14 protein-coding genes are annotated in these 15,417 nt (G+C 71.0%); 4 read left to right on the top strand and 10 right to left on the bottom strand.

All coding sequences use genetic code 11. The features are described 5' to 3' along the window. The first annotated feature begins 7 nt into the window (after window positions 1-7). From ACSHV8_RS06985 to ACSHV8_RS06970, 4 genes are all read left to right on the top strand, one after another. The gene (locus tag ACSHV8_RS06985; protein WP_436530543.1) at window positions 8-2,599 is read left to right on the top strand and encodes a tetratricopeptide repeat protein; all 2,592 of its coding nucleotides are present in this window, start codon (window positions 8-10) and stop codon (window positions 2,597-2,599) included. Between the two features lie 166 nt (window positions 2,600-2,765). Continuing rightward, window positions 2,766-4,667: an asparagine synthase (glutamine-hydrolyzing) gene (asnB, locus tag ACSHV8_RS06980; RefSeq protein ID WP_436530542.1), complete on the top strand. Its 1,902-nt coding sequence runs from the start codon at window positions 2,766-2,768 to the stop codon at window positions 4,665-4,667. Between the two features lie 126 nt (window positions 4,668-4,793). After that, window positions 4,794-5,357, top strand: a complete 564-nt coding sequence (locus tag ACSHV8_RS06975) for an ArsR/SmtB family transcription factor (RefSeq protein ID WP_436530540.1) — start codon at window positions 4,794-4,796, stop codon at window positions 5,355-5,357. Continuing rightward, window positions 5,357-6,670, top strand: coding sequence for an MFS transporter (locus ACSHV8_RS06970; protein WP_436530538.1), 1,314 nt, complete (start codon window positions 5,357-5,359; stop codon window positions 6,668-6,670). Before ACSHV8_RS06975 ends, ACSHV8_RS06970 begins: the two co-directional genes overlap by 1 nt. On the opposite strand, the gene ACSHV8_RS06965 is transcribed toward ACSHV8_RS06970, so the two are convergent. From ACSHV8_RS06965 to ACSHV8_RS06920, 10 genes are all read right to left on the bottom strand, one after another. Further along, entirely contained in the window at window positions 6,636-8,891 is a 2,256-nt protein-coding gene (locus ACSHV8_RS06965) for an ATP-binding cassette domain-containing protein (protein ID WP_436530536.1), read from the bottom strand. The two genes, ACSHV8_RS06970 and ACSHV8_RS06965, sit on opposite strands and share 35 nt — an antisense overlap. Window positions 8,892-8,955: 64 nt before the next feature. Next, complete coding sequence (locus ACSHV8_RS06960) at window positions 8,956-9,504, bottom strand: MerR family transcriptional regulator (RefSeq protein ID WP_436530534.1); 549 nt, start codon at window positions 9,502-9,504, stop codon at window positions 8,956-8,958. Window positions 9,505-9,830: 326 nt separating this feature from the next. After that, window positions 9,831-10,295 (bottom strand): bifunctional nuclease family protein, encoded by a 465-nt coding sequence (locus ACSHV8_RS06955; RefSeq protein WP_189330985.1) that lies wholly within the window; start codon window positions 10,293-10,295, stop codon window positions 9,831-9,833. Between the two features lie 125 nt (window positions 10,296-10,420). Then, complete coding sequence (gene ftsR, locus ACSHV8_RS06950; RefSeq protein WP_436530531.1) at window positions 10,421-11,089, bottom strand: transcriptional regulator FtsR; 669 nt, start codon at window positions 11,087-11,089, stop codon at window positions 10,421-10,423. Window positions 11,090-11,157: 68 nt separating this feature from the next. Beyond that, the gene (gene odhI, locus ACSHV8_RS06945) at window positions 11,158-11,610 is read right to left on the bottom strand and encodes an oxoglutarate dehydrogenase inhibitor Odhl (RefSeq protein WP_436530529.1); all 453 of its coding nucleotides are present in this window, start codon (window positions 11,608-11,610) and stop codon (window positions 11,158-11,160) included. 216 nt (window positions 11,611-11,826) lie between these two features. Then, window positions 11,827-12,207, bottom strand: a complete 381-nt coding sequence (gene gcvH / locus ACSHV8_RS06940) for a glycine cleavage system protein GcvH (protein WP_436530528.1) — start codon at window positions 12,205-12,207, stop codon at window positions 11,827-11,829. A 14-nt stretch (window positions 12,208-12,221) separates the two neighbouring features. Further along, window positions 12,222-13,199: a DUF881 domain-containing protein gene (locus tag ACSHV8_RS06935; protein ID WP_436530526.1), complete on the bottom strand. Its 978-nt coding sequence runs from the start codon at window positions 13,197-13,199 to the stop codon at window positions 12,222-12,224. 64 nt (window positions 13,200-13,263) lie between these two features. Further along, entirely contained in the window at window positions 13,264-13,596 is a 333-nt protein-coding gene (locus ACSHV8_RS06930) for a small basic family protein (RefSeq protein WP_436530524.1), read from the bottom strand. Next, window positions 13,593-14,660 carry a DUF881 domain-containing protein gene (locus ACSHV8_RS06925; RefSeq protein WP_436530522.1) on the bottom strand — a complete coding sequence of 356 codons (1,068 nt, stop codon included), beginning with the start codon at window positions 14,658-14,660 and terminating at the stop codon, window positions 13,593-13,595. The genes ACSHV8_RS06930 and ACSHV8_RS06925 overlap by 4 nt, the downstream gene beginning before the upstream one ends. Before the next feature lie 65 nt (window positions 14,661-14,725). After that, window positions 14,726-15,349, bottom strand: coding sequence for a CDP-alcohol phosphatidyltransferase family protein (locus tag ACSHV8_RS06920; protein WP_436530520.1), 624 nt, complete (start codon window positions 15,347-15,349; stop codon window positions 14,726-14,728). Window positions 15,350-15,417 lie beyond the last annotated feature (68 nt).

The raw sequence follows: 15,417 nt of genomic DNA, 5'->3' as shown, positions 1-15,417 counted from the left end.
TGACGACGTGCGAGCCGGACGTGTGGTGAGTGTGGAGGCGCCCGGGCGCCGGAGTGCGGGCCTGCTGATCGGCGGGCGGGTGGTGCTGACCTCGGCCGGCGCGGCGTCCGCGGTCGGCGACGAGGTGACGGTGCGCCCGGCCTCCTCGGGACGCCCGTTCACCGGGGTCGTGACCTGGCGGGGATCGGCCGCCCTGGTCCGGGTCGACGATCCGGCGTGGATGGCGGTCGGCGGCCCCGCCCCGGTGTTCGGGCGCCTGGTGACCGGCCGTCCGAACCTGCCGGCCGAGACCGGGAAGCTGACCGGTTCGCTGACCGCCGACGGTGATCGGCTGCTGCTCGACGTCGAGGGTGCGCCCGGCGCCGCCGTGTTCGGCCACGATCTGCTGGTCGGGGTGGTCGCGGACAACTCCGAGGTGATCCCGGTCGGCGCGCTGTGCCGGGAGCCGGGCTTCGTCGCCGCGGCCGGTGGCCCGGCGCTGTGGCCGGTCGAGCTGGCCGAGGCCCAGCTGACCGAACCTGATCAGCCGCGCTCCCCGATCGGCCTGCTGCGCGCCGGCGCCCGGGTGGTCGGTTTCCGCGGCCGGCACGAGCTGATGGACGAGCTGGGCGCCTGGTGTTCCGGGGCCGGGTTCGCGGCGCTGCTGCTGCACGGGCCGGCCGGTCAGGGCAAGTCCCGGATCGGCCACGAGCTGGCCGGGCGCCTGACCGCGGGCGGCTGGGCGACGCTGTGGCTCGACGAGACCGCGCCCGACGTGGTGGTGGCCGCGGTCGCCGACGTGGTGGCGCCGCTGCTGATCGTGGTCGACGCCGCCGAGAGCCGCCCCGAGCAGTTGCGCGCACTGCTGCAGGCGTGCGCGCGGCACGACGGGGCCCGGCCGCTGCGGGTGCTGATGCTGGCCCGTACGGCCGGCGACTGGTGGCGGCTGCTGCGTTCCGACGCGGTCGCCGAGCGGCTGCTCGACGGCGCCACCGTGGCCGAGCTGCCGCCGCTGGACGACGACGGCTTCTACCCGGCGGCGGTCCGTGCGCTGGCCGCCGCGCTGCCGCACGTGCCCGGGTACGCCGTGCACAACTGGCCGGCGGTCGCCGAGCGGCTGGCCGCCGAGCCCCGCGAGACCGGCGGGTCGGCGCTGACCGTGCTCACCCAGGCGCTGGCCGATCTGCTGGACACGATCTGGCCGGGCCCGTCCACGGCGGCCCGCAAGGCCCCCGAGGACCGGGTGCTGGCCCACGAGCAGCGCTACTGGTCGTTCACCGCGGCCTGGCACGGCCTGGCCCTGGACGAGCCGGCCCAGCAGGACGTGCTCGCGGTCGCGGCGCTGTTCGGCCCGACCGGGCCGGATCAGGCCGACCGGCTGCTCAGCGGGGTCCCGGCGCTGGCCGGGCAGCCCCGTGAGCTGCGCGACGCGGTCCGCGCCTGGCTGGCCGACCTCTACCCGGGCGCCGGCGGCCGCCCCTGGGGCACGCTGCAGCCGGAGCGGCTGGCCGAGCGTTTCGCCGGGCGGCGACTGGCCGAGTCGCCGGTCCTGCCCGAGCCGTTGATACCGGTCGTCACCGAGAGCCAGCGCCGCCGCATGCTGACCGTTTACGCCCGCGCGGCCGGGCTGGCCGCGTCGCTGACCGATCTGTGCGTGCGCAACGCCGACCGGCTCACCCAGGCCACGGTCGAGACCGCGATCAGCGTGGCCCGGCCGGAACCGCTGCTGACCGCGCTGCAGCGGATCAGCGCCGACCCGGACGTGCCGGTCGAACGCCTCGGGCTGATCGCCGACCGGCTGCCCCGGCTCAGTCCGCTGGCCATGGAGATCGCCCAGCGTATCGCCGACCGGCACCGGCGCTCGGGCCGGATGCCGGAGCTGGCCCTCGCGCTCAACAACCTGTCGATCCGCCTCGGTGACCTGGGGCGCCACGGGCCGGCGCTGGCCGCGATCGAGGAGGCGGTGCTGATCCACCGCCGGCTCGCGGCCGAGGCGCCCGAGCTGTTCGAGTCCGAGCTGGCCCGGTCGCTGGGCAACCTGTCGGTCCGGCTCGGTGAGCTGGAGCAGCCCGGGCCGGCGCTGACCGCCGCCGAGGAGTCGGCCGGGTTCTACCGCCGGCTGGCCGAGCGGGATCCCGGCACGTACCTCCCGGAGCTGGCCAAGGCGCTGATGAGCGTGTCGCTCGGCTTCGGCGCGCTGGAGGAGTTCCCGCACGCGCTGGCCGCGATCGAGGAGTCGGTGGCCATCTACGGTCACCTGGCCGGGCAGCGGCCGGACACCTTCCTGCCCGACCTGGCCGCGTCGCTGAGCGTGCTCGGGATCAGCCTGGGCAGCCTGGACCGGGACGAGCAGAGTCGCATGGCGGCCGAGGAGGCCGCGGCCATCCGCCGGCAGCTGGCCGAGCAGCGTCCGGACGCTCACCTGCCCGGACTCGCGGCGGCGCTGACCGATCTGGCCGTCCGGCACGCGGTGCTGGGCGAGAAGCCGCCGGCGCTGAGCGCGATCGAGGAGGCGCTCACCATCCGTCACCAGCTGGCCGAGAAGTCGCCGACCCTGTTCGCGGCCGATCTGGAGTGGTCGCTGCACGTGCACAAGGTAGTTATGGAGATGGCTTCCTGAGCAAATTCCGGTGACTCTCGGTGATCCTTGCTCGATCGAATATGCGGAACTTGTGAAGAAGTCTCAGGGAATTCGGTGCGGGAACGGAAGCCCGCAGGATCCGCACAGGTTCTTCACAAGCTGAACCTACGGTCGCCTCCTCGAACAGAGAACGAGGGGGCCCGCGATGTGTGGTCTGAGTGCGTACTTCAGCAGCCGGTCCAATGCCGGACCGGTGGACGAGTCGATGGCCGCGGCGTTCGCCGCGGCGCTGGAGAGCATGCGGCACCGGGGTCCGGACGACACCCAGATCGAGTACGGCGACGGTTACGCGCTCGGCTTCAACCGGCTCGCGATCATCGACCGTGACCACTCGGTCCAGCCGCTGCACTACGCCGACCGCTGGTCGGTGGTGTTCAACGGTGAGATCTACAACTACCGGGAGCTGCGGGCCGAGCTGATCCGCGAGCACGGCGCGACGTTCGCCACCGACGGTGACTCCGAGGTGCTGGCCGCCGCGTTCCACTACTGGGGTGAGGCGGCGCTGCCCCGGCTGCGCGGCATGTTCGCGTTCGTCGCCTACGACCACCGGACCGGCACCGTGCACGCGGCCCGCGACGCGTTCGGCATCAAGCCGCTCTACCTGCTGGAGACCGCCGACGGGTTGTGGCTGGCCAGCGAGCGCAAGGCCCTGGACCCGTTCGCCGCACCGGCCGGCGCCGCGCTGAACCGGGACGCCGTCGGGCACTACCTGACGTTTCAGTACGTGCCCGACCCGCTCACCCTGCACCGGCACATCCGGCGGCTGCCGCCGGGCCACCGGCTGATCTGGACGCCGGGCGGCGGGGTCCGCGAGCACCGCTGGTTCCGGCCGTCGCTGCGGCCGCTGCGCCTGCAGCCGGAGGTCGCGCACCAGGCCATCCAGGACGCGCTGCGGGCCAGCGTCCGCAAGCACCTGCACGCCGACGTGCCGGTCGGCACGTTCCTGTCCAGCGGCGTCGACTCGTCCGCGGTCGCCGCACTGGCCGCCGAGGCGCAGCCCGGCATCCACGCGTTCACCGCCGGGTTCGCCGCCGACGGGTATTCCGAGATCGACATCGCCCAGGACACCGCGAACCAGCTGGGCATCCCGCTGACCCCGACCGTGGTCACCGACGAGCAGGTGCTGGCCGAGCTGCCGCGGATCGTGCAGCTGCTCGACGACCCGGTGGCCGACCCGTCGCTGATCCCGCTCTACTTCCTGGCCCGCACGGCGTCCCGGTTCGTGACCGTGGTGCTCTCCGGCGAGGGCGCCGACGAGCTGTTCGGCGGGTACACGATCTATCGCGAGCCGCTGTCGCTGGCCGGCGTCGAACGCCTGCCCGACGGCGTCAAGCGCGGCCTCAAACACCTCGCGCACGTGCTGCCCGAGGGGGTCAAGGGCCGCTCGTTCCTGGAGCGCGGCACCACCCCGATCGAGCAGCGCTACTACGGCAATGCGCGGATCTTCGACCCGGAGGAGAAGGCGCGGCTGATGCGCTTCACCGCCGAGCCGCACACCGCGATCACCGCCCACCTGTACGCGGAGACCGCCGACGTGGACGAGGTCGCCTCGATGCAGTACGTGGACCTGCACACCTGGCTGACCGGCGACATCCTGGTCAAGGCCGACCGGATGTCGATGGCGCACAGCCTGGAACTCCGAGTGCCCTTCCTCGACCAGCAGGTCTACGCGGCCGCGGCCGGCCTGGCGACCGAGCTGAAACTGCCGCACGGCACCAAGTCGACCAAGGTGGCGCTGCGCGAGGCGATGCGCGGGATCGTCCCCGAGTCGGTGCGCGACCGGGCCAAGCTGGGCTTCCCGACCCCGACCCGGCTGTGGCTCCGCGGCCCCATCGGCGACTGGGTGGATCATCTGCTGGCCACCTCCCAGACCGGCCACCTGCTCGACCTGGAATATGCGCGGGGCCTCCTGGCCGAGCACCGTGCCGGGACGGCCGACCGGTCGCGCAAGGTGTGGACGGTGGCGATGTTCTGCCTGTGGCACGCGATCAACGTGGAGCGGACGATCACCGTCCCGCGACCGGCGCCGATCCCGGTGGCCTTCTGAAGCCGCGGCGTCGCCCCCTCCCCGACGGGCGGCGCCGCTTTTTTCCCGCCCCGCGGCCCCTCGCCGGTGCCGTTCATATCGACACCGGTATTGAGAAGAAGTCTTTGCATTGATATCTTCTCATGTATGACGGAGAACAAACCGCGGGTTCTCGACGTGGACTCGCTCAAGGCCCTCGCGCACCCGCTGCGGCAGCAGATGCTGACGCGGCTGCAGCGGGAGGGCCCGGCGACCTCGGCCGAGCTGGCCGCCGAGTTCGGCGCCGACCGGGGCGCGACCAGCTATCACCTGCGGCAACTGGCCCGGTTCGGGTTCATCGAGGAGGACACCGACCGCTCGGCCGGGCGCCGCCGGTTCTGGCGGGACGTCCCGCAGGACCTGCGACTGCCCCGCGGCACCGACGATCCCGCGGTCGCCGCGGCCGCCGAGGAGTTCGGCCGGCAGTGGCTCGACCGCGGGCGGCAGGAGCTGGACGACTACCTGCGCGACCGGGAGTCGTCCGGCGAGTGGGGCCGGGCGGTCATGCACTCGTACGGCGGCACGCACCTGACCCCGGACGAGCTGCGGCAGTTCGGCGAGGAGTACATCGAGTTCCTGAAACGGTGGCAGCGCGGCCCGGGCGAGGGCTCCCCCGGCTCGCGGTACGTCACCGTGCTGTTCCACGCGTTCCCCAACCCGGGGGTGCGGTGATGAGCGTGTCGCTGTGGCGCAACCGGGACTTCACCGCACTGTGGGCCGGGCAGATGGTGTCCGCGCTCGGGGCCTCGATCACCAGCACCGCCATGCCCCTGCTGGTGCTCGCGACGACCGGCTCGGCCCGGGACGCCGGACTGGTCGGTGCCGCCGGGACGCTGCCGTTCCTGGTCGGGAATCTGCCCGCGGGAGCACTGGTCGACCGGTGGAACCGGCACCGGATCCTGATCGTCAGCGAACTGCTCGCCGCCCTGGCCGTGGTCACGGTGCCGGTGGCGATCTGGCTCGGACGGTTGAGCGTGGCGCAGATGTGCGCGGTCACGTTCGTACAGGGAATGTGCTTCGCCTTTTTCAGTCTGGCCGAACGGGCCGCCCTTCCCCGGGTGGTGCCGGCCGAGCAGCGGGCGACCGCCATGGCGCACAACGAGGCCCGCAGCCGCGGCGCCACCCTGGCCGGGCCCCCACTGGGCGGCCTGCTGTTCGCGGCCGGGCGCGCGTGGCCGTTTCTGATCGACACCGTCACCTACCTGGTGTCGGCGGTCGCGCTGCTCTGGGTGCGCCGGGATCTGAACAGCGAGAACCCGCCGCGGGAACCGCTGTGGCGTTCGGCCGCCGAAGGGCTGCGGTGGGTGTGGCGTTTTCCGCTGATCCGGGCCGGGATCCTGCTGGTCGCCGCCAGCAACCTGGTCTTCCAGGCGCTCATCCTGGTCCTGGTGGTCCTCGCCACGCGGCGCGGCGCCGACTCGGCGACGATCGGCCTGATGCTGGGCGTCTACAGCACCGGCGGGCTGCTCGGGGCGATCGCCGCCGGGCGCCTGCACAAGTACGTCCGGCCGCGCACCGTGATCATCGGGGTGAACTGGGTGTGGGCGGCGCTGCTGCCGCTGTTCGCGGTCGCCGGCGCGCCCTGGCAGCTCGGTCTGATCGGTGCCGCGACCGCGTTCGTCGGGCCGCTGTGGAACGTGGTGATCGGCGCCTACGCGGTCACCCTGGTGCCGAACGAGCTGCTGGGGCGGGTGAACAGCGCGGGCATGGCGCTGTCCTGGGGTGTGCTGCCGCTCGGCTCGCTGGCCGCCGGGTATCTGCTCGACGGGGTCGGGCCGATCGGGGCGATCTGGGCGTTGTCGGCGTTCATGCTGCTCACCGCCGTGGCCGGAACGGCGAGCCGGGCCGTGCGGAAAGCGCCGCCGCTGCCCGGCCCCGACGCCGACTCAGCCGCCGGCATTCCCGGTCCCGACGCCGGCTCCGGCTCCGGCTCCGGCTCCGGGGAAACGGTCAGCTCACGTACTCCCGGAGATGCTGCGCGGTAAGGGTGTCCGCCTTGGCCACCAACTCGTGCGGCGTGCCGGTGAACACGACCTGACCACCGTCCTGGCCGGCGCCCGGCCCGAGGTCGATGATCCAGTCGGCGTGGGCCATCACGGCCAGGTGATGCTCGATCACCACCACCGTGTTGCCGGTGTCGACCAGCCGGTCCAGCAGTGACAGCAGCTGGTCGACGTCGGCCAGGTGCAGGCCGCTGGTCGGCTCGTCCAGCAGGTAGGTGGCCGGGGCGCCGCCCATCCGCACGGCCAGTTTGAGACGTTGCCGCTCGCCACCGGAGAGCGTGTTGAGCGGCTGCCCGAGTGTCAGGTAGCCGAGCCCGACCGCGGCGAGCCGGTCCAGGATGGTCCGCGCGGTCTTCTCGGTGAAGAAGTCGAGGGCCTCGGTGACCGGCATGGCCAGGACCTCGCTGATGTCGCGGCCGCGCAGTTCGTACTCCAGGACGCGGGCGGTGAAGCGGCGGCCCTCGCACTCCTCGCAGACGCTGGCGACGCCGGCCATCATCGCCAGGTCCATGTAGACCAGGCCGATGCCCTTGCAGTTCGGGCAGGCGCCCTCCGAGTTCGCGCTGAACAGGGCGGGCTTGACCTTGTTGGCCTTGGCGAACGCGGTGCGGACGGCGTCGAGCAGGCCGGTGTAGGTGGCCGGGTTGCTGCGCCGGGAGCCGCGGATCGCGGACTGGTCGACGATGACGACGCCGTCGCGTTTCGGCAGGGAGCCGTAGATCAGTGAGCTCTTGCCCGAGCCGGCCACCCCGGTGACCACGGTGAGGACGCCGAGCGGGATGTCGACGTCGACGTCGCGCAGGTTGTGGGCGTTGGCGCCGCGGATGGCCAGCGTGCTGGATTTATCGCGACAGGTTGCCTTGAGTCCGATCTTGTGGGCCAGATAGCGGCCGGTCAACGTGCCCGACGCGCGCAGATCCTGCAGCTTGCCCTCGAACTCGATCGTGCCACCGGCCGGCCCCGCGCCGGGACCGAGATCGACCACGTGGTCGGCGATCGCGATCGTCTCCGGTTTGTGCTCGACGACCAGGACCGTGTTGCCCTTGTCGCGCAGGCGCAGCAACAGCCGGTTCATCCGCTGGATGTCGTGCGGGTGCAGGCCCACGGTCGGTTCGTCGAACACGTACGTGATGTCGGTGAGCGACGACCCGAGGTGTCGCACCATCTTGACGCGCTGCGCCTCCCCACCCGACAGGGTGGCCGACTCGCGATCCAGGGACAGGTAGCCCAGCCCGATCTCGACCAGCGAGTCGAGGGTGTGCCGCAGGCTGCGCACGACCGGCGCCACCGACGGCTGCGTGATACCGGCCAGGAACTCGACCAGGTCGCTGACCTGCATCGCGGCGCACTCGGCGATGTTGCGCCCGGCCACCCGGGACTCCAGCACCTCCGGTTTGAGGCGGGCGCCGCCGCACTCCGGGCAGGTGGTGAACGTGGCGATCCGGTCGATGAACGCGCGGATGTGTGGCTGGGCCGACTCCCGCTCCTTCGACAGGTACATTCGCTGGACCTTGAGGACCAGACCCTCGTACGTCGTGTTGACCCCGGCGATCCGCAACTTGACCGCGGGTTTGTACAGGAAGTCGTCCCACTCCTGGTCGGTGAACTCGCGCAGCGGCTTGTCCGGGTCGAACATCCCGGAGTCGGCGAAGCCGCGCACGTACCAGCCGCCGACGGTGAAGTTCGGGACGGTGATCGCGCCCTGGTTGATCGACTTGTCCCGGTCCACCAGGCCGTCGACGTCGATGCTGGACACCCGGCCCAGGCCCTCGCACGCCGGGCACATGCCCTCGGCGTTGAACGAGTAGGCCAGCGCGCTGCCGGCACTCGGAAGACCAAGACGAGAGAACAAGATCCGCAACATGGTGTACGCGTCGGTGACCGTTCCCAGCGTCGAACGGGCGTTGGCGCCCATCCGTTCCTGGTCGACCACGATCGCCGCGCTCAGGTTGTGCAGCGCGTCCACGTCCGGCCGGGCCGGACTGCCCATGAACGACTGGACGAACGTCGAATACGTCTCGTTGATCAGCCGCTGGGACTCGGCCGCGATGGTCCCGAAGACCAGCGACGACTTGCCCGACCCGGAGACCCCGGTGAACACCGTGAGCTGATGCTTCGGAATGTCCAGCGAGACGTCGCGAAGGTTGTTCTCGCGGGCCCCGCGGACCTGGATGACCTCGTGTTGATCAGGATCTGCAAGCATGCTGGTCAGTTCTCGCCTTGCCTGTTCCTCGTGGATCGCGCCGGCCGTCGTTCCGGGGTCAGGATCAGCCGGCTCGTCTCCGGGCCCGGCGGGCCGCCAGCTCGTCGCCGGCCGCGGGCTCCTCGGGCTGCTCGTCCACCGGCTGCGGCGCGGCCGGCTCGCCCGGCAGGTGCGACAGCGAACCCTGGATCTCCTTGAACGCGCCACCGATGGCGATGCCGAACACACCCTGGCCGCCCTGCAGCAGATCGACGACCTCCTCCGGGGAGCGGCACTCGTAGACCGTGGTGCCGTCCGAGATCAGGGTGATCCCGGCCAGGTCCTCGACACCGTGCGAGCGCAGCGTGTCGATGGCGCGGCGAATGTTCTGCAGCGAGACCCCGGCGTCCAGGAGTCGCTTGACGACCTTGAGAACGACCAGGTCGCGGAAGGAGTAGAGACGCGACGTGCCGGAGCCGGAGGCGTCCCGCACGCTGGGGACCACGAGGGTGGTGCGCGCCCAGTAGTCGAGTTGACGGTAGGAGATCCCCACCGCCTGACAAGCCGTCACTCCGCGATAGCCGACCGAGCCGTCCTCGCCGACGAGTGGGCCTTCAAGAGGCTGCTCGTGCACGCGACTACCTCCCCGCTGCCCATGATCAACTAATCTGGGCGGTGCCGGTTCACCTGGACTTCACGAGCGTATATCTCAGTCACGGGTGAAACATGGAGGTAACGGCACGACACGCCGCGTTCGGACGAGCGACACGCCGACACGCCGTTACTCTCCGGCGCGTCCGGGGGTTTTCCGCCTCTTTCGACACTTCTGCCGCGTCGCGCGCCGGTCTTCGAGCGCGGCACACGCCACGAACCCGGCGCCGGGGACGGAAACCCCCGAAATTGCTCCAGCCCTGCTTCGGTCCTGCCTCAGCCTTGCTTCGGCCCTGCTTCGGTCCTGCTTCAGCCCGCGAAGTCCTCGGGACGCACCTGGTCGAGGAACTCGCGGAACTTCTCGACCTCGTCCTCCTGCTCGTCCGGGATGACGATGCCGGCCTCGGTGAGCACCTGGTCGGCACACCGGATCGGCGCACCCACCCGCAACGCCAGCGCGATCGAATCGCTCGGCCGCGCCGACACCCGCAGGTTGTCCCCGATCAGCAGGTCGGCGTAGAAGACGTTGTCCTTCAGCTCGGTGATCTCGACCGCCTTGAGCGGCTGCTGCAGCGCCGCCAGGATGTCGCGCAGCAGGTCGTGGGTAAGCGGCCGGGCCGGCTTCACACCCTGCTGCTCGTAGGCGATCGCGGTCGCCTCCACCGCGCCGATCCAGATCGGCAGATACCGGTCGCCGTCGACCTCTCGCAGCAACACGATCGGCTGGTTACTGGGCAGCTCCACCCGGACCCCGACCACGCTCAGCTCGCGCACCGCCGCCTCCGTGTTCGTTGTTGTCGCCGCCCCCAGACGGCCCGCCCCTTACCCTGCACGGTACACGCACTCCCCGCCCGGCTGCCTCGCGCGGGACACCCCGCACAGGGTAGGCCGGACCGGCTTCAACGCCCGAGTTCGCCGCGCAATCCGGTGCGAACCAGCGCCGCGTGCAGCCGCTGCGACAGTGCCTGCAGCTCACGGGCCGTATCGCTGGCCCGCGCCCGGGCCGCCGGGTCCTGCTGGCGGACCATCGGCGCCAGAAGCTGGGTGAACAAGCCCACCTCACGGTCCGACGCGTTCTTGAAGGCGCGCAGGTGACGCACCTCCAGACCGAACTGGGTGAGACCCACCACGGCCTCCACGATGATCACCGCATCCGGGTCGTACCAGCCCGGTGGACGGGCCACGACCAGGCCGATCTGCTCCAGCTCGGCCAGCAGCGCCTCGTCGATACCGGTCCGCTCGACCAGATCGTCCTTCGGAATACGGGCGTCGGCCGGATCGGCGGCCCGCTGCGAGCCCACCGCCACCAGCGTCGGGCGCTGCGGAACCACCGGCTCCTGCTCCATCCGGTCCAGCTGCTCGCGGATCACCCGCAGGGGGAGGTACTGATCCCGCTGGGCGGTCAGCACGAACCGCAGCCGGGCCACGTCGTTCCACGAGTACTTGCGGTACCCGGAGGCGGTGCGTTGCGGGTCGACCAGACCCTCCGCCTCCAGGAACCGCAACTTCGAGATCGTGGTGTCGGGGAACTCGGTGCGCAGATGGGCCAGCACCTCCCCGATGCTCATCAGCGCACCCTCGCGCCCGGCCTGGGGACGCGAAGCCCCCGGGTCGTGTGCGGCCGCCCCCGACGGGTTCACGCCCGGCCGCCCTCGCCCTCCGGCCGCGGGCCGGCGATGAACACCAGACGGAACTTGCCGATCTGGACCTCGTCGCCGTTGCTCAGCGTCGCCGCCTCGACCCGCTCACGGTTCACGTACGTACCGTTGAGCGAACCGACGTCGCGCACGGTGAACACGCCCCCGTCGCGGTGGAACTCGGCGTGGCGGCGGGAAACCGTCACGTCATCCAGGAAGATGTCACTGTCCGGGTGCCGTCCGCTGGTCGTCACGTCGTGGTCCAGCAGGAACCGGGCACCGGCGTTCGGCCCGCGGCGGACCACCAGCAGAGCCATGCCGGGCGGCAGGTTGCCGGACATCCGGGCAGGCACCACGTCGGTCTCGGGCCCCTCGAGCACCTCGTCAAGGGCGCCAAGGTTCAGCGTGGACGTGACGTCGAGTGGGGGGAACTCGTCGTCTGGGCGCGTCATCGGACCACCTCACGGATCAGTTGGTCGTCGCCTCGACCGGCAAGGTCGTGATGTCACGACCTCGCCGAGGCCATAAGGCCCGACGCACGACTATCTTGGTTGGTTGGACGGTTTCAAAGGAATAACAGTTCTACATGTGCCCCGCGAGCCTAGTCAGCGCCAATATCGCAGGGCAACCAGACTCGCGGGTGAGCCGGAAGATCCGGGTCGATGCCCTCAGCTCTCGGTGAGCGCCTGGTACGCCGCGGCGTCCAGGAGTCCCTCGACAGCGGCCGGGTCGGCCGGGGCGATCTCGATCAGCCAGCCGGCCGCGTACGGCTCGGCGTTGATCAGCTCGGGCTCGTCACCCAGCGTGTCGTTGACGGCGACCACGGTGCCGGCGATCGGCGCGTAGATCTCCGACACGCTCTTGGTCGACTCCACCTCACCCATCGACTCACCGGCGGCGAGCTCGGTCCCCGCCTCGGGCAGCTGCACGTAGACGATGTCACCGAGCGCATCCTGCGCGAAGTGGGTGATCCCCACCCGCACGGGGCCGCTGCCGTCGCCGGCCACCCACTCGTGCTCCGCGGTGTACCGCAGATCCTCAGGAATCAACACTTCCTCCGTAGTCACGAAACCGGACGTGCGTACTGCAGCGCAGTCGCCTTACGCACCGCGGTCACCTCGACCATGGCTTGCGAGTCCATGGTCACGCTACCGCCGTCGCTCTTCACCGACGCCACCACCCCGCCCGGGATCTGCAGCGCCGTCCTCATCGTCTCCGGAGAACCGATCACGAGCAGGCGGAACGGCCCGGCCAGCCGGTCACCGTCGGCGATGATGCCACCACCGGCCGCATCGACGAAGTAGGTGGACGCGACGATCCGCACCGACGTCCCGTTCGACCCGCTGATCTGCATCACCTCACCGCCCGAACCGCGCAGCTCCTGCACCGTGTTCAGCACGTCGGACGCCTTCACCTTGTCCAGCGCGATGTCCAGACCGGGGCCGCGGCCGGCGATCGTCCCGGCCAGCAGACCCAGCTCCTGGCTGCGCTTGCCGGCCTCCTCCAGCGCCGCCTGGCGCCCTTCGACACCGGACGTGAGCTGCTGACGCGTACGCTCAAGGCCTTCGATGTCGGTGTTGAGGCGGCTGTCCCGGGCCTCCAGGTCACTCAGGATCTGGACCAGATCCTCCTGACGCATGGTGGACAGGCCGCTGTCCGCGTCGTTGCTGCGTAGCTGCACGACGAGGGTGAATCCGAGCAGCGCGAGCAGCACCCAGATCAGCGTGCCGGCGGGCGCCGGGCGCTTGCGGGCCGGCCTGGGCTCCGGCTCGCCGCCTTCTTCACCGCTGCGGTCAAGATCACTATCTTGGCTAGCAGGCTCGGGCGTGTCGGGCATCGACGGAACGGGTGACGTGGGCGAAATCTCCTTTACGACCGCTTCACCCGGGCGAGTGTCCTCCGCGTCCAGACGCGGGCGGTCCGCCTCCGGGCCGCTGTCGTCCTTCTCCGGTACGTCGATGGCCGGCGGCTTGCGGCCGGCGGTCGGCAGCTCGAAGCCCGGCGGCGTCTGGTCGCGGCCGTTGTCCTCGCGATCGGTCATCGAGTCCCCATGTAGTCCGGCCCGGCTGGTCGAATCGAGCGTCCGCGCCCCTCGGTACCGGCGGTCACGCCCGGAACAGATGCCGGCGAATCGCGGCGACGTTACCGAAGATCCGGACGCCGAGCACGACCACCACACCGACCGAGAGCTGACTGCCGACGCCGAGCTGGTCGCCGACGTACACGATCAGCGCCGACACCAGCACGTTCGAGATGAACGACACCACGAACTGCTTGTCGTCGAAGATGCCGTCCAACTTCGCGCGCAGACCACCGAAGACCGCGTCCAGCGCGGCGATCACCGCGATCGGCAGGTACGGCACCAGCTCCAACGGCACCGACGGGTGGAACACGATGCCCAGCAGGACACCGGCGACAAGGGCGAGAACGGCGATCATCGGCCGCCTTCCGACGACGAGACGGCCGACGGCGGACCCGAGGGCCCACCGGAACCGGCCACGGACGAGGCGCCCGACGGAGCGGGCGGAGGGGTGCTGGGCGACGCCGACCGCAGCTTCAGCTCCGGCGCCGCGTCCAGGGTGACGTTGCGGACCTTGGCCGAATCGAACTGCATGCCGTACGTCTGCGCCAGACTCTCGAAGAACTTCCCGGCATAGCCCGTACGGAAATCGTCGGCCAGATGATCCGGGCCGAGCGCGATCACCTCGTACGGCGTCGTCACCGGCCGCGTGTCGACCAGGATCGCCTCACCGGCCTGCCGGATCGTCGACGTCGCGGTCAGACGCTGCCCGTTGATCGCGATCGCCTCCGCCCCGGCCGCCCACAAGGCGTTCGCCGCCAGCTGCAGGTCGGTGTCCTTGACCCGGCCCTCCGTGCTGCGCTCCCCGGTCACCGCGTCCACCGACGTCGGACCGTCGACCAGCCGGACCCGCGCACCGGAACCGTGCACCGCGGCCAGACCGGCGGCCGCCTCCAGGTTGTCGATCCCGGCCATCGCGGCGCCGCCGAGCTCCTGCTCGCGCAGCTTGTCGACCTGGTCGGCGAGCGCGTCGGCCCGGACCTGCAGCTGCTCGGTCTGCTCGCGGCGGGACTCGACCTGCTTGATCAGGGCGTCCTTGGCCTGGGTGCGACCGGGCTCGTCGGCGACCGTCTGCTGGTAGCCGATGACCAGCAGGAAGCCGATCGCGATGAGGGTGAGCGCGGCGAAACCCTTGGTCACGGTGCGGCGGGTGCCGGTGCGGCGGTAACCGGTGGCCCGGCGGGCGGCGGCGTCGGCGTACCCGGGATCCAGGGGGTTCTGGAACAGGGCGGTGAGGAAGTCGGGGCCGTAGGTGCGCTTGCCGGCCGCGGTGCCGTCCGGGTCCGGGCCGCCCGCGCCGGACGTCGGCGGGGTCACCGGCTGTGCCTTCACGGGCTGCGCCGTCACCGGCTGCGCGGTCTGGGACTGCGCGCTCTCGGACTGGGCGCTCTCGGACTGCGACTCCACCGGTTGCGCCGTCACCGCCGTACCAAATCCGGATTTTTCGGTTTTTTCGGTTTCGAGGTTGTCGTCGGGTGCCGCCGCGCTCACGGCGCGACCGCTCGGGGCGTGCCCGGGCCGGCCCGATCGGCACGCAGCAGGCGCGCGGTCTGCGCCAGGTAGAGCGCGCCCGCCGCCCAGTACAGCCCCAGCGCCCACCAGGCCAGACCCCAGCCGATCGGCTGCGCCCAACCGTCGATCGACGGCACGGCCGCGGCCAGCAGAATCACCGGGAACGCGGCGAGCAGCACGAACGTGCCGGTCTTGCCGACGTAGTGCACCGGCGGCGGACCGTAGCCGTGCCGGCGCAGCACCAGCAGGGCGACGCCCAGCACGACCTCACGCAGCAGCAACGCACCGGTCAGCCACCACGGCACGACGTCACGGATGGTGAACCCGATGAGCGTGGCCAGGATGTAGAGCCGATCCGCGAACGGGTCGAGCAGCTCACCCAGCCGGGACACCGAATTCATCCGGCGGGCGATGTAGCCGTCCACCCAGTCGGTGGTGCCACCGACGGCCAGAACGATCACCGCGGCGACGTCGTGATGCGGGCCCAGCAGCAGGTAGAGGAAGAGCGGGACCCCGAGCAGCCGGATGAAACTGATCACGTTCGGAATCGTGAAGATCCGGTCGGAGGTCTCGATGGACGGCGCAGGCTGCTGCGACATCGCCACGACTTCCTCTCCCCCTGTGGTGCGACATGCCTGTCGCAGCCGCTCGCCGAGCACTATAACCA

The sequence above is a fragment of the Actinoplanes sp. HUAS TT8 genome (genome assembly GCF_051380535.1).
Taxonomy (GTDB): domain Bacteria; phylum Actinomycetota; class Actinomycetes; order Mycobacteriales; family Micromonosporaceae; genus Actinoplanes.
The sequence above is the reverse complement of the archived record's forward strand: the minus strand, read 5'-3'. Positions and strand labels throughout refer to the sequence as shown.

Bases quoted from the DNA above. Each gene is read 5' to 3' on its own strand.
- asnB (WP_436530542.1), top strand. From the start codon at position 2,766: ATGTGTGGTCTGAGTGCGTACTTCAGCAGCCGGTCCAATGCCGGACCG.
- ACSHV8_RS06975 (WP_436530540.1), top strand. From the start codon at position 4,794: ATGACGGAGAACAAACCGCGGGTTCTCGACGTGGACTCGCTCAAGGCC.
- ACSHV8_RS06970 (WP_436530538.1), top strand. From the start codon at position 5,357: ATGAGCGTGTCGCTGTGGCGCAACCGGGACTTCACCGCACTGTGGGCC.
- ACSHV8_RS06965 (WP_436530536.1), bottom strand. From the start codon at position 8,891: ATGCTTGCAGATCCTGATCAACACGAGGTCATCCAGGTCCGCGGGGCC.
- ftsR (WP_436530531.1), bottom strand. From the start codon at position 11,089: ATGAGCATCGGGGAGGTGCTGGCCCATCTGCGCACCGAGTTCCCCGAC.
- odhI (WP_436530529.1), bottom strand. From the start codon at position 11,610: ATGACGCGCCCAGACGACGAGTTCCCCCCACTCGACGTCACGTCCACG.
- ACSHV8_RS06935 (WP_436530526.1), bottom strand. From the start codon at position 13,199: ATGACCGATCGCGAGGACAACGGCCGCGACCAGACGCCGCCGGGCTTC.
- ACSHV8_RS06930 (WP_436530524.1), bottom strand. From the start codon at position 13,596: ATGATCGCCGTTCTCGCCCTTGTCGCCGGTGTCCTGCTGGGCATCGTG.
- ACSHV8_RS06920 (WP_436530520.1), bottom strand. From the start codon at position 15,349: ATGTCGCAGCAGCCTGCGCCGTCCATCGAGACCTCCGACCGGATCTTC.